Annotated in this window: 20 protein-coding genes; 6 read left to right on the forward strand and 14 right to left on the reverse strand. The window is 47.9% G+C overall.

Annotation, left to right across the window (positions count from 1 at the left end):
• Nucleotides 1-6: 6 nt before the first annotated feature.
• Genes O59_RS17200 through O59_RS17210 form a run of 3 tightly spaced genes read right to left on the reverse strand, consistent with a single transcriptional unit; the run spans nucleotide 7 to nucleotide 2,394 of the window.
• Nucleotides 7-1,128 carry a heme A synthase gene (locus tag O59_RS17200; protein ID WP_007644886.1) on the reverse strand — a complete coding sequence of 374 codons (1,122 nt, stop codon included), beginning with the start codon at nucleotides 1,126-1,128 and terminating at the stop codon, nucleotides 7-9.
• Entirely contained in the window at nucleotides 1,125-1,643 is a 519-nt protein-coding gene (locus O59_RS17205; protein WP_007644888.1) for a hypothetical protein, read from the reverse strand. The genes O59_RS17200 and O59_RS17205 overlap by 4 nt, the downstream gene beginning before the upstream one ends.
• Nucleotides 1,630-2,394: an SURF1 family protein gene (locus O59_RS17210; protein WP_040393303.1), complete on the reverse strand. Its 765-nt coding sequence runs from the start codon at nucleotides 2,392-2,394 to the stop codon at nucleotides 1,630-1,632. The genes O59_RS17205 and O59_RS17210 overlap by 14 nt, the downstream gene beginning before the upstream one ends.
• Nucleotides 2,395-2,420: 26 nt before the next feature.
• On the opposite strand from O59_RS17210, the gene O59_RS17215 reads away from it, so the two are divergent.
• On the forward strand, nucleotides 2,421-2,630 hold the full coding sequence (locus O59_RS17215; protein WP_007644892.1) for a DUF2909 domain-containing protein: 210 nt from the start codon (nucleotides 2,421-2,423) through the stop codon (nucleotides 2,628-2,630).
• A 55-nt stretch (nucleotides 2,631-2,685) separates the two neighbouring features.
• Here O59_RS17215 and O59_RS17220 read toward each other — a convergent pair whose 3' ends face one another.
• The 11 genes from O59_RS17220 to O59_RS17270 form a co-directional block, all read right to left on the reverse strand.
• Entirely contained in the window at nucleotides 2,686-3,567 is an 882-nt protein-coding gene (locus O59_RS17220) for a cytochrome c oxidase subunit 3 (protein WP_007644904.1), read from the reverse strand.
• Nucleotides 3,568-3,594: 27 nt separating this feature from the next.
• On the reverse strand, nucleotides 3,595-4,122 hold the full coding sequence (locus O59_RS17225) for a cytochrome c oxidase assembly protein (protein ID WP_040393305.1): 528 nt from the start codon (nucleotides 4,120-4,122) through the stop codon (nucleotides 3,595-3,597).
• Nucleotides 4,123-4,182: 60 nt separating this feature from the next.
• Nucleotides 4,183-5,802, reverse strand: coding sequence for a cytochrome c oxidase subunit I (gene ctaD, locus O59_RS17230; RefSeq protein WP_007644908.1), 1,620 nt, complete (start codon nucleotides 5,800-5,802; stop codon nucleotides 4,183-4,185).
• 2 nt (nucleotides 5,803-5,804) lie between these two features.
• Nucleotides 5,805-6,968, reverse strand: a complete 1,164-nt coding sequence (coxB, locus tag O59_RS17235) for a cytochrome c oxidase subunit II (protein WP_007644910.1) — start codon at nucleotides 6,966-6,968, stop codon at nucleotides 5,805-5,807.
• A gap of 565 nt (nucleotides 6,969-7,533) precedes the next feature.
• Entirely contained in the window at nucleotides 7,534-8,346 is an 813-nt protein-coding gene (locus O59_RS17240; protein ID WP_007644912.1) for a putative porin, read from the reverse strand.
• 147 nt (nucleotides 8,347-8,493) lie between these two features.
• Nucleotides 8,494-9,306, reverse strand: coding sequence for a symmetrical bis(5'-nucleosyl)-tetraphosphatase (locus O59_RS17245; protein ID WP_007644915.1), 813 nt, complete (start codon nucleotides 9,304-9,306; stop codon nucleotides 8,494-8,496).
• Between the two features lie 11 nt (nucleotides 9,307-9,317).
• Nucleotides 9,318-9,686 carry a Co2+/Mg2+ efflux protein ApaG gene (apaG, locus tag O59_RS17250; RefSeq protein WP_007644917.1) on the reverse strand — a complete coding sequence of 123 codons (369 nt, stop codon included), beginning with the start codon at nucleotides 9,684-9,686 and terminating at the stop codon, nucleotides 9,318-9,320.
• Between the two features lies 1 nt (nucleotide 9,687).
• Nucleotides 9,688-10,530 (reverse strand): 16S rRNA (adenine(1518)-N(6)/adenine(1519)-N(6))-dimethyltransferase RsmA, encoded by an 843-nt coding sequence (gene rsmA, locus O59_RS17255; protein WP_007644919.1) that lies wholly within the window; start codon nucleotides 10,528-10,530, stop codon nucleotides 9,688-9,690.
• A complete protein-coding gene (gene pdxA / locus O59_RS17260; protein ID WP_040393310.1) occupies nucleotides 10,527-11,543 on the reverse strand; it encodes a 4-hydroxythreonine-4-phosphate dehydrogenase PdxA in 1,017 nt (338 codons plus the stop codon). The genes rsmA and pdxA overlap by 4 nt, the downstream gene beginning before the upstream one ends.
• 151 nt (nucleotides 11,544-11,694) lie before the next feature.
• A complete protein-coding gene (locus tag O59_RS17265; protein WP_007644922.1) occupies nucleotides 11,695-12,999 on the reverse strand; it encodes a peptidylprolyl isomerase in 1,305 nt (434 codons plus the stop codon).
• Nucleotides 13,000-13,014: 15 nt separating this feature from the next.
• Entirely contained in the window at nucleotides 13,015-15,615 is a 2,601-nt protein-coding gene (locus O59_RS17270) for an LPS-assembly protein LptD (protein WP_081489730.1), read from the reverse strand.
• Nucleotides 15,616-15,795: 180 nt separating this feature from the next.
• On the opposite strand from O59_RS17270, the gene O59_RS17275 reads away from it, so the two are divergent.
• From O59_RS17275 to O59_RS17295, 5 genes are all read left to right on the forward strand, one after another.
• A complete protein-coding gene (locus O59_RS17275) occupies nucleotides 15,796-16,884 on the forward strand; it encodes an aminoglycoside phosphotransferase family protein (RefSeq protein ID WP_007644926.1) in 1,089 nt (362 codons plus the stop codon).
• On the forward strand, nucleotides 16,881-17,600 hold the full coding sequence (gene murU, locus O59_RS17280) for an N-acetylmuramate alpha-1-phosphate uridylyltransferase MurU (protein ID WP_007644928.1): 720 nt from the start codon (nucleotides 16,881-16,883) through the stop codon (nucleotides 17,598-17,600). Before O59_RS17275 ends, murU begins: the two co-directional genes overlap by 4 nt.
• Before the next feature lie 115 nt (nucleotides 17,601-17,715).
• Nucleotides 17,716-17,985 (forward strand): 30S ribosomal protein S20, encoded by a 270-nt coding sequence (gene rpsT, locus O59_RS17285; RefSeq protein ID WP_007644930.1) that lies wholly within the window; start codon nucleotides 17,716-17,718, stop codon nucleotides 17,983-17,985.
• A gap of 288 nt (nucleotides 17,986-18,273) precedes the next feature.
• Complete coding sequence (gene maoP / locus O59_RS17290; protein WP_007644932.1) at nucleotides 18,274-18,660, forward strand: DUF413 domain-containing protein; 387 nt, start codon at nucleotides 18,274-18,276, stop codon at nucleotides 18,658-18,660.
• A 202-nt stretch (nucleotides 18,661-18,862) separates the two neighbouring features.
• Entirely contained in the window at nucleotides 18,863-19,222 is a 360-nt protein-coding gene (locus O59_RS17295; protein ID WP_007644934.1) for a zf-TFIIB domain-containing protein, read from the forward strand.
• Nucleotides 19,223-19,294: the final 72 nt, after the last annotated feature.

Raw genomic sequence — 19,294 nt, forward strand, 5'->3', positions numbered from 1 at the left:
CCCTATCTAAATTTTATTTGGTGTTTGTGAAAATTTATTTTCATTCACAACAGAACGAACAACACTATGCCTTGGCGACGAAATTTCTGTTTGTGCTGGCATTACTGACGCAGGGAAAATAACATCCCTACGCAAAGCAATTTGTCGTAAAAAAACTACCAGCATCATTAACAGATTAGCTGCAACCACATTATGTGCAACTGCATTCCACAGCGGCACCAAGGCAATAATATTGATTAAGCCCAAGGTCAATTGCAGTAATAACAATAAACTCATTGCGATTACCATCTTGCGCATTACGTGGGATTGGGCACGGCGCCAACAGGCGTATAAAAAAGCACAGAACACCAGGAGCGTAACAATCGCACCCACGCGATGCGACACATGAATACTCATGCGCGCTTCGTAAGGTAAAACACCATATTCATAAGTTTCATGCCCTAGCGGCAAATGAAAAACTTGTGCCAGAGAAAAGCGCTCCTGCCAACCCGCTTCACAAAAAGGCAGTTGGTTGCAAACTGCAGCCGCGTAATTGGTAGAAGTCCATCCGCCCAATGCAATTTGCGCGATTAATACCAACAACACCACAAAACCAAAACCGGCCAAGCGCGACAAAGCCGGTTCAGCGACGTTATTATTCTTAGGGGTTGAGTTTTGTGCTCGATCCCATGCTATTTCTGCGCGCAATAATGCCAACAAACACAGCAGTGTGAACCCGCCCAACAAATGCGCTAATACAATTAGCGGTAACAGATTGAGCGTTACTGTCCACATTCCCAAGGCTGCTTGAAAAATTACTAGCAACAAAAGAGCCGATGCCAAACGGCGATAGCGTTTAATGTAATGACTGGCAATAAAAATGGCCAACACTGCCAGGCCCAATAAACCAGCAATATAACGGTGCAGCATTTCATTGCGCGCCTTGTAAGGATCTACTTCCAAGTGCGGAAATTTTTCTTGCGCATCGGCAATGTGATGATCCAGCACTGGCGCATGATATTTCCCATAACAGCCCGGCCAATCCGGACAACCAAGTCCGGCATCGGTTAAGCGTGTATAAGCACCTAGCGCGATGACAACCAACGTTAGTACCAGCGTAAAACTGACTAAAGTAGAAAAATATTTCATGTTCCGCTCCGGTCATAATTCATTAAACGCAATAGATCGGTGCGGACATCTTTGGCGATATTCTGCATTTGCTCAGGATCGGCATTCACCGGATAGCGCAAAAGAGCAAGTCCGTCACGATTCACGATCACGATTTGATTTTGCAAAGATTCGGCAAGAGTATTTTTTTCCGACCACGAAAGGGATGAAAATTTGTGGAGTGAATTCGGACTTTCTGCCGCAATCACCAGCGGTTGAATATTCAATTGTTTACGTCCAAGGCCAGTATAAAGCTGCTGCATTGTGAATAACGCTTGCTCGCAATCTTTTCCACAGGACTCTGGTGCCACATAAACCAAACGCCACGCGGGAGTATTCACCTCGGCGTTGGGTAACAATTCAATTTCACGCTCCAGCCAATAACCTTTATTCACCGAGTCGTGACTAAACCATCCAAATGCCAGGCTGACTTTGGCCGCAAGTAATGGCACCAAGGCGCAAAGTAGAAATAAACTAAAAAATTTACGACTGGTCATGAATCAACTCCTTTTTTGCACTTGCACTCAGCGCAATCACAATGACTGCTACTGCCAACAGCGCCCACTGCAATGCATAAGCTCTATGGCGTTCGGGTGGTAATATCACGGGTTGATAATGCACGCGGTAGGGCGATTGTTGTTGCTGAAAAATCACACCCAAGGTAGTTAATGACGGCAGATAGGGAGCAAGGCTTAATGCATCCAATTGCTGAATGCGCATTGGCCAGTGCCCCTTATCTTCAATATTAGTTCCTAACAATAACCCTTGAGGGGCGGTACGAAAAACTCCATCAACCATTAATTGCGCTGGAATCGCAACATCCGGTAACTGCTCGCGCCCACCAACCGCAGCAACCCATCCAAGATTAATCAACACCGGAGGAACTAAGTTGGTAGATGCGGAGTTTGATAAGTCAGCAGGAATTTCTTCAACCGGAATCACCACATCGTAACCGATGCGGCCATCGACTAATTGATTGTCCAACAACCAGATAATGGGGGAGACCCAACGGGCAGCGAATTTGACGTGCACACCGTCCAGATCCTGATCGCCAAGTGCTAATAGCTGCTGTGAAGTCAGTGCTCCGGCCGCTTGCCATTGCGCAATGCGCGCCAGAGTTTGTTTTTTTTCCGTGGCGCGCGACAATTGCCAAAACGACAATGACATAAGAAAGGCAGTGGCGAGCAAACAGATGAATACCCAATGCCACCGCATAACCCAATAGCGATTGAACGCTATAATTGTCATACCTCCACTCCTGCAAGGGATTTATTATGTTTATAAAAATAGTCTTAATCTGTTTACTGGCATTGGTTGTGTTTAGCTTGTTTCAGGCACTATTTGTGATGATTAAAAATGACGACAAAGCTCCGCAAATGTCCAAGTTTTTAGGTCGTCGCTTATTTTTTTCTGCCGCCGTTGTTTTACTACTCATCATCCTCTTACTGACTGGTGTTATTACACCTAATCCACGCCCTTACTAACCGATATCCAAACCTAACCACAAGCTTGTAAACGAACCAGCAAGGTTGTGGTTAGTTACAGTACATACACAAAAATAAATAAGTTAAGCCATACCACGTCCACAAAGTGCCAGTACCAGGCAGCTGCCTGAAAACCGAAGTGCCGCTCTGGAGTAAAATGTCCTTTAATCAAAATTCGTAAAAAAATAACTAATAAAAACACCGTTCCCAAGGTCACATGCAGCCCATGAAAACCTGTCAGCAGGAAGAAGGTATTGCCATAAACACCAGAATCTAGCCGTAAGCCCAAGTCGCTATAGGCATGCATATACTCATAACCCTGCAAATATAAAAATACTGCGCCCAGCACTATGGTTAACATCATAAAAAAACCCAACTGGGCATGTTTATTTTTCTCTATGCCTATATGCGCAAATTGCAGTGTGATTGAAGACGCCAACAAAATAAGTGTGTTGTACAGTGGAATTCCCTCCCACGGCATAGGCTGGGTTTCTATACCGCCTGGGGTTTTTGTCAGCGGCCACATTGCCTCAAAATTCGGCCAGAGAATTTCGCCCGTCATCACATTATTACTTGCCCCATCCAACCAAGGCACCGCAATCATTCGGGCGTAAAAAAGCGCACCAAAAAACGCCGCAAAAAACATCACTTCCGAAAAAATAAACCAGCTCATGCCCTGGCGAAATGAGCGATCCATTTGCGAACTATAAAGCCCTTCCATGGATTCACTGATCACATTTTTAAACCAGCCAAATAACATATAACACAAGAGTGCAAAACCAATGGCTAACACATAGCCTCCGGCGCCGTGCTGGTCTTTGGCCAGGTCATTCACCAATAGCGCGGCACCAATACCAATAAAAAATAACGACACAGCCCCCACTATCGGCCAAATACTTTGCTCGGGAACATAGTAACGCTGATGATCTACACGCATAGTGATTCCTCCAATCGCACAAGCAAACTACCGCCCGACTACCTGTGGTGTATTTTTGTATAAACGATACGAGAGAGTGATGGTGGTAAAATGCGCAGGTAGTTTTGGATCTATATAAAACTGAACCGGCATAGCTCTGCGCTCATGAGCATCCAATGGTTGCTCGGTAAAACAAAAGCATTCAATTTTTATAAAGTATTTGGCGGCCTCACCGGGCGAGACTGATGGCACGGCGCGCCCTACCATTGCTTCATCGGTTGGATTTTCCACAATAAAATTCACTACTTTTATCTGCCCGGGGTGAAGGCTTATATCCGCCATTTCCGGCGAGAAACCCCAGGGAATAGAACTATCGCGATTAGCCAAAAATTCCACTTTAATCGCACGCGACTCATCAACCTTGGCTCTGGTAGTTGCAGGTTGATTGCTGGTTTTGCCATTAATACCGGTAATTTCGCAAAACACATCGTAGAGCGGAACCAAGGCATAACCGAAGGCAAACATCGCAATACAAATAAGTATTAATTTGCGCATTAATGTTCTGTGCGAAACCATGCGCCCTCCGGACTCTGTGTGAAAACCAATTAGGCCAAACAATCAACCATTCACAACCTGTTATTTCACATGAGGTGGTGTTTGAAACGTGTGATAAGGCGCTGGCGACGGAATTTCCCATTCCAACCCCTGAGCACCTTCCCATACTTGGCTGCTTGCCTTTTTACCTTTTCTGCGCATGCAGCGAACCACCATCCACACAAAAATAAGCTGTGACAAACCAAACAATAATCCACCAATGCTGATAAACGCATTCATATCTGCAAACTGCAACGCATAATCAGGAATGCGCCGGGGCATTCCCGCCAAGCCGACAAAATGCATGGGGAAGAACAACATGTTGACGGAAACAATTGAACACCAAAAATGAAACTGGCCAATTTTTTCGCTGTACATTACTCCCGTCCACTTGGGTATCCAGTAATAAACACCGGAGATAATGCCAAACACAGCGCCCGTCACCAGCACATAATGAAAATGTGCCACCACAAAATAGGTATCGTGGTATTGAAAATCGGCGGGCACTATCGCGAGCATCAAGCCGGATAAACCGCCAATGGTGAATAACACAATAAATGCCAAGGCAAACATCATCGGCACTTCAAACGTCATTGAGCCGCGCCACATAGTGGCTACCCAATTAAATACTTTCACGCCGGTTGGAACTGCAATCAGCATGGTCGCGTACATAAAAAATAATTCAGCCGCTACCGGCATGCCAGTCGTAAACATATGATGCGCCCACACAATAAACGACAAGAACGCAATACTTGCGGTGGCAATCACCATGGATTCATAACCAAACAAGGGTTTACGCGCGAAGGTTGGAATAATGCTGGAGACAATCCCGAAGGCGGGTAGAATCATGATGTAAACTTCCGGGTGCCCAAAGAACCAAAAAATATGCTGAAACATAACCGGGTCACCGCCGCCCGCCGCATCAAAAAAACTGGTGCCAAAATATTTATCGGTAAGCACCATGGTGACCACACCCGCCAGTACCGGCATCACAGCAATTAATAAAAATGCGGTGATTAACCAAGTCCATACAAACAGCGGCAATTTCATCCACTTCATGCCTGGTGCGCGCATATTAAAAATGGTGACTATCACATTCATCGCTCCCATGATGGAAGATATCCCCATCAGGTGAACTGAAAACACAAAAAATGCGGTGCTATCGCTACTGTAAGTAGTGGAGAGTGGTGCGTAAAAAGTCCAGCCCGCTGCCGGTGCGCCGCCCTCCATAAAAAAGGTAGAAAGTAAAATCGTAAAGGCAAAAGGTAAGATCCAGAAACTCCAGTTATTCATACGCGGCAACGCCATATCGGGCGCGCCAATCATCAGTGGAATCATCCAATTCGCCAAACCAACAAATGCAGGCATAACTGCACCAAACACCATCACCAAACCATGTACTGTGGTGAGCTGGTTAAAAAAATGTGGATCAACAAATTGCAAACCCGGTTGAAATAATTCGGCGCGAATCATCATTGCCAAAATGCCGCCGGTAAACAGCATTAGCAGCGAGAACAACAAATAAAGCGTGCCAATATCTTTATGGTTAGTCGTAAACAACCAGCGGGTGATGCCGTGTGGCTTGTGGTCATGCGCATGATGATCATCGCTCTGGTGATGATCTAATTCACTACCCAATGCGCTGCTATTTTCGGTGCTCATTATTATTCTCCTCCCTTAACTGCGGCGACATCGGCAGCTTGCACCAACTCACCGGTATTATTACCCCACGCATTGCGCTCGTAAGTAATAACCGCCGCCAATTCGCTATTGGTTAATTGCTTACCATAAGCTTGCATGGCGGTACCGGCTTTACCGTTCACGACAATTTGAATATGTGCGGGAATATCGGTTGTTGCCATCACACTACCTTTGAGTGCGGGAATGACACCGGGCAAACCTTCACCGGAAATTTGATGACAAGCGGCACAATGGGTTTCATAGATTTTTTGCCCTTGTGCCATTAGCTCATCCATTGTCATATTTCCGCGCGCTGCCTCTGCGGCCTTTTCTTGTGCCTGACGCTCCAACTCCTGCGCCACCCACAGATCAAAATCCTCCGGGCTGCGCACATCAACAACAACGGGCATAAACGCGTGGTCTTTTCCGCACAACTCTGCACACTGCCCGCGATAAATGCCTGGCTTATCCACCTTGGTCCATGTCTCGTTGATAAACCCGGGGTTGGCATCTTTTTTCACGGCAAATGCAGGCACCCACCAGGAGTGAATTACGTCATCCGCAGTAACCAGAAAACGAATTTTTTTGCCGGTTGGCAACACCAAGGGCTTATCCACATCGCGCAGATAAAGATCGGTTTTTTCGGCTTGATTATTAATAGCGTCGCGCGGTGTCGCGAGCAGGGAATAAAACTCTATAGGGTAATCGAGATATTTGTAGTGCCATTTCCATTGTGAGCCGGTGATCAATACGGTGATATCGGCTTCGGAGGTATCCTCCATAGCGATTAACGTTTTGCTCGCCGGGATCGCCATAGCCACCAAAATTACTACCGGTATGGCGGTCCAAATAATTTCGATTTTTAAGCTGCCATGGAATTGCGCGGGAGTGGCGCCCTTGGCTTTGCGATGATGCAAAATGGACCAAAACATCAACCCAAACACTATGGCTGCGATGGCACAACAAATATAAAAAATGATCATGTGCAAATCGTAAACCTGACCACTGATGTCGGTAACACCGCGTGTCATGTTGTATTTTGCATCCTCTGCCAACAGAGGGTTAATGCAAGCCAATAAAAAAATGGCCAAGGCATAGCGAGCAGAGTGCATGTAAAAATAGCGCAGACTGGATAAACAATATTTCACTGCACAACTCCTTTATCCCATGGGTTATCGTTTTTATTACAGGCGACTAAGAAATAATGTTTGAGCAATAGCGTCCAGCTTATAAATGCCGGAAATACTGGTTTCGCAGACGGGCCACGAACAATAGCTATTACTTTTTCAGGCGTTGAGTTTCGACTCAACAGAGGAATCAGGTGTTCTTATCCCAAAACAGGCGCGACCTGACAACAGAAAAGCCAACTGGCAAAAACGGGGGCAGAGACTGACGGAAGCGACTGCTAACCGAAGGCTCTAACGACACAGCCAGAACACAGGACGTACCAGAACTAACAACCGGACACCTTAATTCCACGACCACGCGGGTAAACCTAACTCTAAGCTGAAAAAATGCTGAGAACAAAACACTACCCGACGGATTAACTATAAACCCATCGACTTAAAACGCAAGGGTAAAGATAAAAACAAAAAATGCATTTAAAAAATGTATTTATATAACAAAAAAGCCAGTTCAAAACTGAACTGGCTTTTGGTGTAACAGACGACTAAGAAAGCGAATGCTACTAGCAACCCTCACTAAAAGAGAACACTAGAAACGAATGGTTCCGCCGACCATTAAACTATTCTCGACTTCACCATCCACATAGCTGAGCTCCAGGCTAGCCTTGTCGGCGAAGAAATTACGCGCACGCACAAAGTAATCCGTCTCTGCGCCACTCACCGCAGTGTAAGAGGTATTAACAAATCCGGTGCCGATACTCAGGTTGCGATCTATGTAATAATCTGCAGCCATAGTGATAGTATCGTCAGTGAAACCCAGTTTGGATTTTTCGTAACTGGCCTCTACATTTAATGCCTGCTCACCCGAAAGCGGCAACACATACTTACCGTTAATATTCCACTCTTCCGACACATCAACATCTTCAACAAATTCAGACCACACCAATAAACCGGTGACAGGCGCGACACCCGCTTTTATAAACCAATTTGATTCCCAATCAGATGATTGACCTACAACAGCGGGCACTTTGGATTTAAATTCTTGTACTCCGGCACCGAGGAAAAACAGAGAATTAGGGATGTAAAAATCAACACCAATTAAACGCCCATAAAAATCAGCTTTTTGACCTGCAAACTTAACTTCTTCAGTAGCAAGCTGAGCATACACATTGCTTGATTTTTCGATAAATGCTGCTTCGGCAAGCGGATGATTAGAAGTATCTACCGGTGCAAAATAATATTTTCCTTCGATCCCAATAACACGACCGTCTGCATCTGAATCCTCATAATCAACATCGTCATATGCAGCAGACAATTCACTTTGATAGGTTGCAGCAAGTGCAAAGGGGGCGCTTAAAAAACCAGCAGCAGCGATAATAGCGGGAAGCAATTTAATTTTCATAATCTATCCTCGAAGAATTACAACGGCATCTGCATTGATGCACGGTTTCATACTAGCGATAGAAAATTGAATCAAAACTGAATGGAACAACTTTTTACAGAGCGGGATAAATTCATATATTTTTTATAACGGACAAAAAATATACATCTACGCCAAGCAATTACAGGAAAATAATACTTCATCTTCCAAGCGCAAAGCCGTTAACTCCCCGCCCCACACACAGCCGGTATCCAAGGCGTAAATATTTTTGGTATTTGCTTGCCCTTCAAGCGCAGCCCAATGTCCAAAAATAATTTTATGGTTGCGCATTTTACGCCCGGAGAGAGAAAACCAGGGGGCAAAACCGGTTGGCGCTGCATCGGCACTTTCTTTAGTTTCCAACTCAAGCTCACCTTGTGCAGAGCAAAAGCGCATACGGGTAAAATAGTTGGTAATGACACGTAACCGTTCGGCGCCTTGCAGCTCATCACTCCAGCGCGCCGGGGAGTTACCATACATATTTTCCAAAAGCAGTTCAGGCGAATTACTCTGTAACACAGTTTCCACTTCGCGCGCGCGCGCCAGCGCATCGTCCAATGACCATTGCGGTGGTATACCTGCGTGAACCATGGTGAAATTTAATTGTGCATCGTGATGCACTAACTTTTGTTGGCGCAACCAATAAATTAAATCGGCGCGATCAGGTGCGAGTAACAGCGGTTCGAGCGTATCGTTTTTACCTGCTTTCCGCAGGCCGTAGTAGACCGCAATAAAATGTAAATCGTGATTACCCAATACCAACGTAATGGAGTCGCGCAATTTGTATAACAAACGCAATGTCGCCAGTGAGTCTGGCCCGCGATTAATTACATCACCAGCAAGCCACAATTTATCTTTAGCGGGATTAAAATTAATCTTTTTTAACAGACATTGCAGCGGTTCAAGGCAACCTTGAATATCGCCAATTGCATAGGTAGCCATAAATTTATTTATCAGTGAATCGCATGGGGAGGCACAAGGGCAAAAGCGGGAATGTCAGCATCGAACAGCGAGCCGTCTTCAGCGCGCATTTGATAACTCCCCTGCATAATACCCGTTTCGGTTTCAAGAATAACACCACTGGTGTAAGTATAGCTGTCACCGGGTTTAATATGCGGCTGCTCCCCCACCACACCTATGCCTTGCACTTCTTGCCGCTTGTCATTTGCATCGGTAATTAGCCAATGGCGACTAATTAACTGCGCAGGCACATCGCCTTGATTGGCGATGGTGATGGTATAAGCGTAGACGTAACGATGCGCCAAGGGCTCCGACTGGGCATTAATATAAGTTGTTTTTACTGATACCTGGATCGCACACATTTTATTTATCACCACTGCTGATGACCGCAGAATTTAACGAAAGCTCGCCCAGTAAATTGCTCATCGCCACATATTCGGGCAAGCTGATTTCCTCTGGACGCAGGCCAAGATCAACCGGTAGCGACTCCATTTGCTCAGCGCTTAATAATTGTTTAAGTGAATTGCGCAAAGTTTTACGGCGCTGCTGGAATGCGACGTTCACCAATGTTTCCAAACTTTTTATATTGTTTGCAACATAGGGTAATTGTGCATAAGGAGTAAGGCGCACGATCGCCGAATCCACTTTTGGCGCTGGGTCAAACGAGGTAGGCGGCACATCAAATAAATCTTCTACCGCACAATAATATTGCACCATAATTCCCAAACGGCCATAGGCGCCATCGCCCGGTTGTGCAGCCATCCGTTTTACGACTTCTTTTTGCAGCATAAAGTGCATGTCTTGCACTTTATTGGCGTAAGTCAGCAGGTGAAAAATTAATGGCGTGGAAATGTTATAGGGCAAGTTGCCCACAATGCGCAGAGGCTGTTCGTTTTTAATTAACTGATTAAAATCAAACTGCAGCGCATCGGCCTGAAACAATTTAAAGTTGGGATGATGCTCAAACTTTACTTTTAACCAGGGAACCAAATCGCGATCCAGTTCAATCACACTGAGGTTGTCGCAGCTATCAGCAAGCAATTGGGTAATCGCACCTTTACCCGGGCCGATTTCGACAATTTGATCTGTTTTTTGCGGATGCACTGAACGAACTATGTCGCGAATAATACCGTGATCAATCAAAAAGTTTTGACCAAAACGTTTGCGCGCTTTGTGTTGGGATTCCTGAATAACATTTTTGCTCATGAAATTTGTTCCAATAAATTAGCGCGTGTTTTTGCTTGTACCATTGCCATGGCGTAAGCCAGCGCGGTGCGCAAGCTGCCTAAATCAGCTTTGCCAGTGCCGGCCAGATCCAACGCGGTGCCGTGATCGACTGAGGTGCGAATGATCGGCAGGCCGAGCGTGACATTCACCGCCTGACCAAAACCTTTATATTTCAATACGGGCAACCCTTGATCGTGATACATGGCCAGCACCGCGTCGGCCTTGTCCAAATATTTGGGCGTAAATAAAGTGTCGGCGGGCAGCGGGCCAATCAGATTCATGCCGCGCGAGCGCAGTTGCTCCAGCACCGGTTCAATCACCTCAATTTCTTCGCGCCCCAAATGACCGCCCTCCCCCGCATGGGGGTTTAAACCGCAAACCAAAATGCGCGGCTGCGCTATGCCAAATTGCAACTGTAAATCGCGCTGCAGAATTTCCGTCACCTGTGTGAGTTCATCACGGGTAATTGCAGCAGCAACATCTTTGAGCGGCAAATGGGTTGTTGCCAGTGCCACACGCAACCCCTCAGTTGCCAACATCATGACGACTTTCGCGGTATGGGTTTTATCGGCGAGATATTCAGTGTGACCACTGAATGGAATACCCGCTTCATTGATCACACTTTTTTGCACCGGGCCGGTTACCAGCGCGGCAAAATCCCCGGCGAGACAACCGTTAATCGCCGCATCCAGTGTTTGCAAAATATAGGGGGCATTGCACACCTTCAGCTTGCCGGGCTCAGCGGGCTCCGCCAGAGCGATTGGCAATACTGCCAGCTCCCCGGCAACACTTGGCCGTGGGGCATCCTGCAGATCGATAATACGCAACCGCAGCGGCATACCTAATTGAGCCGCACGCGCTTGCAGCAGCTGGGGATCGGCAATAGCTACAATTTCATAATCCTGCGGTTCCTGCGCGAGAGCAATTACCAAATCCGGGCCTATGCCCGCCGGTTCACCGGGAGTAAGTGCGATACGAAAACAGCTGGTCATAGATATCAGTGCCTGAAGAAGTTGGGTGAAAAATAATGCACAACAAAAAATCATTGCTCAAAAAGCACAGCGGCCAAAAACAAAATTGCAGTGTGCAATTCCATTTTTAGCCGCGCTTATTGCCGATGCACCGCTCAGGCGGTGCACTCGCTTAGAGCTTGATTTCGACGTAAGCCTCTTCGCGAATTTGGGTCAACCAAAGCTGGAACTCTTCATCAAAACGACGCGCACGCAAAACGTTTGCAGCCTGGTTGCGCTTCATCTTATCGCTCATATCTTCTTTGCGGCGCTCCAATACTTGCAGTATGTGCCAACCAAATTGGCTCTTGAAGGGGCGGCTGATGCCGTTGATTGGCGTATTTTTCATAGCCTCTTCAAACTCTGCTACAAACATCCCGGGCATGGACCAGCCGAGATCCCCACCACTTAACATCGAACCTGTGTCTTCTGAGTTTTCACGTGCAAGCACAGCAAAGTCTTCGCCTTTTTCAATGCGCGCTTTCAAATCCAACAATTTCTGGCGCGCCTGGGAGTCATCCATAATTTCAGAGGTTTTAACCAGAATGTGGCGCGCATGGGTCTGTTCAACCAACTGCTCGCCACCACCACGCTGCTCAATATTTTTCAGGATATGAAAACCTGCACCACTGCGGAATGGTTTGGACACCTGTCCTTCAGCCAAACCAAGCATTTGATTGCCAAACAACTCCGGCAACTGCGCGAGTTTGCGCCAACCGATATCACCACCTTGCAAGGCGGCCTGATCATTGGAGAAACTGATTGCCATTTGTGCAAAGTCACTGCCATTCAACAGTTTCTGGTAGATATCGTTAGCTTGTTTTTCCGCTTCCGCAATAGCTTCGGCATCGGCGCTGCTCGATACCGCAATCAAAATGTGGCCTATATGATAGTCGGGCGAGGTGGCATATTTCCCATCACTGGAGGCCAGGAAGTTATTGATATCCTGCTCGGTGATTTTAATGCGGCTATTAACAACACCCTGCTGCAAATTATTGATGGTCAACTCATTGCGCATCTGCTTGCGCAAACCATCCAGATTCAAACCCTGACGCTGTAAATCGGCCTCCAGTTGCGCCAATGTGATCTGGTTTTTTTGCAGCACACGGCCAATCGCCTGATCGATTTCAGATTCTTCAATGGTGATCTCATAGCGCTCGGCCATGCCTAGCTCAATGCGCTCAATAATCAACTGCTCCAGAATTTGTTTATTGAGCACATCTTCCGGCGGTAGCTGTTGATACTGGCCACGCAGCCGCTCCATGATTGACACTTTGCGGGCATTCAATTCACTTTCCAGCACAACATCTTTATCGACAATTGCTACCACACGATCCAGTGATACGGCACCGTTTTGTGCCATGCCGAGCTGGCTGCCAATCAATAAGAGGCCACCCAGTACTACTTTCCAGCCCAGAGGGTTTTGACGCTTACTCATAATTCAATCACTGTTTTATTGTAAAGATGCTTCACGCTCGCCGTAGCCGTACATGGCATTGTCGAGCAGGTTACTAATACGCTGACTCAAGGTGCCAAAACCACGCAACTGCACTTCAAAGAAGATGCCGCGGTCATAGTCATTGCTCTTGAGGTTTTCCATAAAGTTTTCGCTGAAATCAAAATCCACCCACTGGCGCGCCAGAATGCGAACCCGATAACAGCAATCGGTATATTCGAGCCCGGCAAAGGTGTCGAGTTCCGCATTGTACGTAAAATCGTAGTTGGTACGGGCAATAACCGCCCATTGGTTGCTGACCGGCCACAGAGTGGTGACATCCAATTGATTGCGGGTTTTACCAATAGATGAGCTGGTATCGAGTGGACTCAGGGATACTGGATCGCGATTGTAACGATAGCCAAGGTTAAAAATCCGATAGCGATCATCCATGTAATGCAAACTGCTGCTGAGTGCGCTGAGTTTTTCACTTTGATGATCGTAGAGCACATCATTGGTCAAACGAAAGTGATCGCCAAGCTGCGCGCTTAGCTCACCCGCAATAGCAGAGCTGGTACGGGTATTCGCATAGTCATCCGGTTTATCGAGTATTCCCACACGGCGATCATCAAAATAGGTGATTTGACCAACACTCATGCGCAGCCGCTCTACCCCGGTAGTAGATTCTACAAAACGACTGGTCACCCCCAGCGTAAGGTGATTTGCATCATCAATACGATCACCACCGGAGAAGCGGGTGTCGCGAAACAGCTGGTTGTAGGTAAACACTATATCCGAGGTATCGAAGTTCACGTAACTCGTATCAGAGGTCAAACGATAAAGCGAAGACTGGTCTTCGTAGTCGCGGTAGAGATAGTAGGCGCGAGGTTCAAGCGTTTGGGTAAAGTCTTCTGCAAAGAGATTGGTGTCGCGCTCAAAAAACAACCCCATATCGAGGGAGCCTTGAGGGGCGGCAAATTGCTGCTCAGTCTCGGCATCAGCGCGCATATTGCCAGCATCCAGGTGATAAGCCAGCGTTTTCACCCCTGCGCCAGGCTTGATATAACCGGCAGTGTATTTTTTATCCCAATGAATGCTGTAGTTGGTACGCAGACGCTCACCGACAATCAAATCCCCCAGCTTCGACGCATTGGCAGGATCATCACTGAAATAACGGTTCATTGAGAAGTTAACATACTCGTTTTCCAACCCAACAACCCAGTCGTCAAAGCGGTAGTTACCATCCGCCGACAAGCGCGGCAGCTCGCGATAGGGCAACTGACGATCAGTCAGGAGCCGGAATTCCTCGATTTTGCCGTCCAAGCGCCAATTATCGGTACGATAACCTGCGGCAGCACTCTGGCGAATGTAGGCCTGGCGATTGAGATCGACCGATCCCCGATCGACATCGCGCAGGTAATCTGTGTCACTCACTTCAGTGTAATCAACGAGCGTTGACCAGCGCTGATTGCGCCCGCCGGTCTGAACCAGGCTGTATTGCCAGCGATCCTTTCCTTTGTAAGGGTAGGCTTGCGCCTCACTGATTTCACCCGCCTCAATTTGATCCTGTAAGCGCTCGCTGAATCCACCACGATCATTGCCCAGGGAGCTGCCGCTCAATTCAGTATCAAAATACACCGACTTGTGACGGAATTCGCTCAACAGCATGTAGCCGTGATCTGCCAGGTAACGAGGCGTAAATGTGGCGTCGTAGTTGGGGGCAATATTCCAATAAAAAGGGGCAGAGAACTCATCAATCCCATCACTGGTATCAAAGCCGACAGACGGAAACAGAAACCCGGTAAGACGATCTGGACCAATCGGGAAGCGAAAATACGGGGCGTAGGCAATGGGGATATCTTTGACTTTCAATCGCATATGGCGGGCGGTGCCATAATGCTTATCGTTGTGAAGGGTAATATTGGACCCTTCAATCAACCAGGTATTGTCGCCCGGTTCACAACTGGTGAAGGTTCCCTGATCCAGGCTGATAATTTTATCGCCAAACTTCTCCAAGCTTTCAGCTCGCCCACGCACTCGCGTTTCATACATTACAAAACGCGCATTATCGAGACGGGCATTGCCGCTTTGCGTATCGACATAAGCGCTATCCGCACGCAACAGCAAACCCGGTTCGCGCACCTGAATGTTGCCATCCAGCTCGGCCTCCCGGCTCACCTTGTCAAAGGTAAATGTATCTGCATAAAAAGAGCGACGCCCTTGAGTCAGGCGAACATTGTCGCGCATGATAAATTTGGTCTGCTTTTCGGATTCAGAATAATCTGCCGTACCAAAAATACTGGCCTTCTCAGGATCAAGCTCTGACTCTGCATCATCGCGTGCGGGAGCTATATAAGCACCACAGCAGGCAGCAGGGATCAGTGCTCGCTGCTCCGCCGTCAACTCTTCCAGCGGCACCCAATCCAATTCGCGTAACTGCTGATTGGGGTCTGGCTTTACAGCTGCTGCATCAACAACTGCCACCTCATCCTGTGCATAGGCTAAAGGCGCCAAGGACAGGAGAGCACCAGCACACTGCGCCGCCACAAGGAGTGCCAAGCGGGAGCGGGAGAAGGGACTGTGCAATTTCTGTGTGGGGTAATTCTGGGTTGGAGCCATTAACCGCGGTCTCATATACGTGACACTGCTTTCTGTCACCTAAAAAATTGCAGCGATTCTACTGTAAAGCCGCTGTACAGGGAATGAATTGGGGGAAATCACTCGAGTGGGGTAGAATTCAGTCAATTCCAAGCCCCCCTAGGGAGAGGCTCGCTCACATTTATCCAATGCGGATACTACATGTCATCACACAATATAAAGACTGACTCGCCACAGACAGCCAATTTGCAACAAGATTCCCGCACCCGTGCGCTGGCAGAGTGGGTAGCTGAACAAATTGCAGACAACAATACCTCCGTCGAACTGCGCAGCCTCGGTAGCGATGCAGGATTTCGTCGCTACTTTCGTTTCAATCAAGGCCCAACCCTTCTTGCCGTGGATGCCCCACCCACCACGGAAGACAGCAATCAGTTTATCGCCATAGCAATGTTTATTGCCCAGCAAGCCGTACGCAGCCCGCGCATTATTGCTACCGATACAAACCAAGGTTTTTTGTTGGTGGAAGATTTTGGCGATCAACTGCTCTTCAAGATTGTTGATTCCCAAAATGCAGATGCGCTCTACCAACTGGCAATGCAAAACCTGCTCAAATTGCAACAAAGCACTGATGATCCCTTACTGATTCCACGCTATGACCGGGCCCTGTTGCGGCGCGAACTGGAGATTTTCAGCGAGTGGTTTGTCGGCCAACTGCTGGATTACTCACTGACACCCGAAGAGCTCGCACTGCTGGATAACACGTTTAACCAACTGGAAGCTATCGCCCTTAACCAACCGCAGAGCTTTGTGCACCGCGATTACCACTCGCGCAACCTGATCCTCTGCAACGATGGCGAATTGGGGGTAATAGATTTCCAAGGCGCACTCTGGGGTGGCATTACCTACGATCTGGTGTCGCTCTTGCGCGATTGTTATCTGCGCTGGCCAACACACAAAGTAACAACCTGGGCACTGGATTATCGCCAACAAGCGATTGCCCGTGGACTCATCAATCAACACATCAGCGAAGCGGAATTTATGCGCTGGTTTGACTGGCTAGGCCTGCAGCGTCACATCAAGGTACTGGGTATATTTGCGCGACTGAATCTGCGCGACGGCAAAGCTGGCTATTTACAGGATCTACCACTAGTCATTCGCTACACCTTGGAGGTAGCTGAAGCCTATACTGAACTCCGCCCTTTTGCCGATTGGTTTAAAACCACACTTTTGCCCATTGCAACCACTCAAGACTGGTATCGCGACTACCAAACTGCAGGAGACCGCACATGAAAGCCATGATTCTTGCGGCAGGCCTTGGCAATCGTATGCGCCCACTCACCGACCACACCCCCAAACCGCTCCTGCGGGCAGGCGGAAAACCGCTGATCGAATATCACCTACTCAACCTGCAACGCGCAGGTATTCGCGAGGTCATCATCAACCTCGCCTATCTGGGCGACAAAATCCGCCATCACCTGGGGGATGGCAGTGGATTTGGCCTGAACATTCACTACTCAGCCGAACCCGAACCACTGGAAACCGGCGGCGCCATAGTGCACGCCAGTCAGCTATTGGGTAGGGAACCTTTTCTACTGGTCAACGGTGATGTGTGGTGTGATATTGAATTGAGCGATTTTGTCGGGCGTGCCCTCGCGTGCAACGACAATAAAGGCCACCTGCTATTAGTGCCCAACCCGGATTTTCATCCGCATGGTGACTTTGCGCTCGCCGATAAGGGCAAGCTGCTTGATGACCCGGAAAAAAACGCGCCGCATCGCTTTACGTTTGGTGGTATAAGCCTGCTTCACCCTTCGCTCATCGATGACTACCCGCTCAAGCGGCAGAAATTCCCTCTGGTTGAAGTATTTCGTCACGCGATAAACGCAGGGCAATTGACTGGCGAAGTGTACAATGGTCACTGGAGCGACGTAGGAACCCCCGAGCGGCTCAACACCCTTGATGACTACTTGCACCACCAACGCACCACAATAGGCGCAGGAGTTTGAACAAAAAACCATATGTTTGGTTGACAAACCGACCGAACACGGCATAATGTCGCGTCCTTGAATTTAGACCCTTTTTCGATAGTTTTATCCAGAATTTATATATAGGAGCACTAAGGTGGCAAACTCACCCCAAGCCAAAAAACGCGCGCGTCAAAATGAAAAAGCTCGCAAGCACAACGCAAGCATGCGCTCTATGGGGCGTACTTACCTCAAGAAAGTGCTGAGCGCTATCCAAACTGGTGATAAAGAAGCAGCTACCGCCGCTTATGTATCAGCAGTTGCCGTGATCGACCGTATCGCCGATAAAGGTCTGATCCACAAAAACAAAGCTGCTCGTCATAAGAGCCGCTTGAATGCAAAAATCAAAGCATTGGCTGCTGCCTAATTATTTGTTTTGACTTAATGCATAAAAAAACCGGCTAAGGCCGGTTTTTTTATGCCCGTCGTTTGTTCAAACGCTTCTCGTATTGCACACAAAGCACCCGACTGACTCTATACACTGCAATAAAAACAGATTATCTTCGGCAGCAACTTTTCACCGGAACAAGAGTCCGGCGCCACACGAACGGACTTATGGGGCAATAACTGATTACAGCCGGTCATCCCAAAAAAAGATGCACCACTGACAACAGCTTTGCCACCAAAGTGCACATACTAATAATGGAGATAACCTATGCTGCCACGCGAACATTATCTGAAACAAACCTTTCAGGATGCAGTGAATTTCCCCGAAGGATTTGAAAAGGGCGGATTATCTGACATTCAAGCGCGCCTGGTGCGCAAACACGGCGCACTTATCAATGCGATAACCCAGGAAGAGGTGTCCGACCCCACCACCGACGATCTGCATATCCTCAAAGTTGTTGCCAATCAAAGCGTCCCCAAAAGCCCCATTGAACAAGCCTGGATCAAATACCTTTCAATTGTTAAAGCCCGTCAAGCTGCAGCACCAGCAAAAGTCAGCAAACCCAAAGCCCCCAAAACCAAAGCAGCAGAACCTGCCGCCGCAGAAACAGCAGCAAAAACCGTAAAGAAAACTAAAAAAACCGAAGCAAGTTGACAGCGCCGGTGTGTTACTAAAGAATTCACCTACCGAAGGGGAGTAGTTCCCGCTGTGGATGTCGTCATCACGAGCCAGTAGCTCCGGCGCCACAGGCAGTTGCATAGCAACTGTGAACGAGACCTTTGTCGTAATGACAAAGGTTTCGCGTGCCCGGTCGTTACGTATTTAACCTTACGCGCAAACACCGGAGAATCAGAACATGTATTGCCCAAACCCAAGTTGCAGTGAATCCCCTGATCGCCCCCACCTGCTTATTGCTGATCGCAACGGCATTGAGATTGATTATTGCCCGAAGTGTCGCGGCGTTTGGTTAGATCGCGGCGAGCTGGACAAACTGATTGAACGCGCGCAGGCCGATGCAGCACCCGCACCACAAGCGGCACCGCAACGTGAGCAGTATCGGGAACCGGAACGCGACTACCGCCCCCAAGAGCGGCGCGACGATCGCCAGCATATTGACCATCGCCCACACTATGGCGCCCACCATAAAAGTTCTGGGTATGACAGCTACGGCAAGCCGCGGAAAAAATCCATTTTGAGTGAGATTTTTGATTTTTAAACCAATGAACAATCCAAAATTACTATTAATAAAAAAAGGCGTGTGAGAAACACGCCTTTTTTGTTTTTTACA

The organism is Cellvibrio sp. BR (genome assembly GCF_000263355.1).
Lineage (GTDB): Bacteria > Pseudomonadota > Gammaproteobacteria > Pseudomonadales > Cellvibrionaceae > Cellvibrio.

Bases quoted from the DNA above. Each gene is read 5' to 3' on its own strand.
- O59_RS17265 (WP_007644922.1), bottom strand. From the start codon at position 12,999: ATGAGTAAGCGTCAAAACCCTCTGGGCTGGAAAGTAGTACTGGGTGGC.
- rsmA (WP_007644919.1), bottom strand. From the start codon at position 10,530: ATGAGCAAAAATGTTATTCAGGAATCCCAACACAAAGCGCGCAAACGT.
- O59_RS17205 (WP_007644888.1), bottom strand. From the start codon at position 1,643: ATGACCAGTCGTAAATTTTTTAGTTTATTTCTACTTTGCGCCTTGGTG.
- O59_RS17210 (WP_040393303.1), bottom strand. From the start codon at position 2,394: ATGACAATTATAGCGTTCAATCGCTATTGGGTTATGCGGTGGCATTGG.
- O59_RS17245 (WP_007644915.1), bottom strand. From the start codon at position 9,306: ATGGCTACCTATGCAATTGGCGATATTCAAGGTTGCCTTGAACCGCTG.
- ctaD (WP_007644908.1), bottom strand. From the start codon at position 5,802: ATGAGCACCGAAAATAGCAGCGCATTGGGTAGTGAATTAGATCATCAC.
- pdxA (WP_040393310.1), bottom strand. From the start codon at position 11,543: ATGACCAGCTGTTTTCGTATCGCACTTACTCCCGGTGAACCGGCGGGC.
- O59_RS17240 (WP_007644912.1), bottom strand. From the start codon at position 8,346: ATGAAAATTAAATTGCTTCCCGCTATTATCGCTGCTGCTGGTTTTTTA.
- O59_RS17215 (WP_007644892.1), top strand. From the start codon at position 2,421: ATGTTTATAAAAATAGTCTTAATCTGTTTACTGGCATTGGTTGTGTTT.
- apaG (WP_007644917.1), bottom strand. From the start codon at position 9,686: ATGTGTGCGATCCAGGTATCAGTAAAAACAACTTATATTAATGCCCAG.
- O59_RS17295 (WP_007644934.1), top strand. From the start codon at position 18,863: ATGTATTGCCCAAACCCAAGTTGCAGTGAATCCCCTGATCGCCCCCAC.
- O59_RS17220 (WP_007644904.1), bottom strand. From the start codon at position 3,567: ATGCGTGTAGATCATCAGCGTTACTATGTTCCCGAGCAAAGTATTTGG.
- O59_RS17200 (WP_007644886.1), bottom strand. From the start codon at position 1,128: ATGAAATATTTTTCTACTTTAGTCAGTTTTACGCTGGTACTAACGTTG.
- murU (WP_007644928.1), top strand. From the start codon at position 16,881: ATGAAAGCCATGATTCTTGCGGCAGGCCTTGGCAATCGTATGCGCCCA.
- O59_RS17270 (WP_081489730.1), bottom strand. From the start codon at position 15,615: ATGGCTCCAACCCAGAATTACCCCACACAGAAATTGCACAGTCCCTTC.
- O59_RS17275 (WP_007644926.1), top strand. From the start codon at position 15,796: ATGTCATCACACAATATAAAGACTGACTCGCCACAGACAGCCAATTTG.
- O59_RS17225 (WP_040393305.1), bottom strand. From the start codon at position 4,122: ATGGTTTCGCACAGAACATTAATGCGCAAATTAATACTTATTTGTATT.
- maoP (WP_007644932.1), top strand. From the start codon at position 18,274: ATGCTGCCACGCGAACATTATCTGAAACAAACCTTTCAGGATGCAGTG.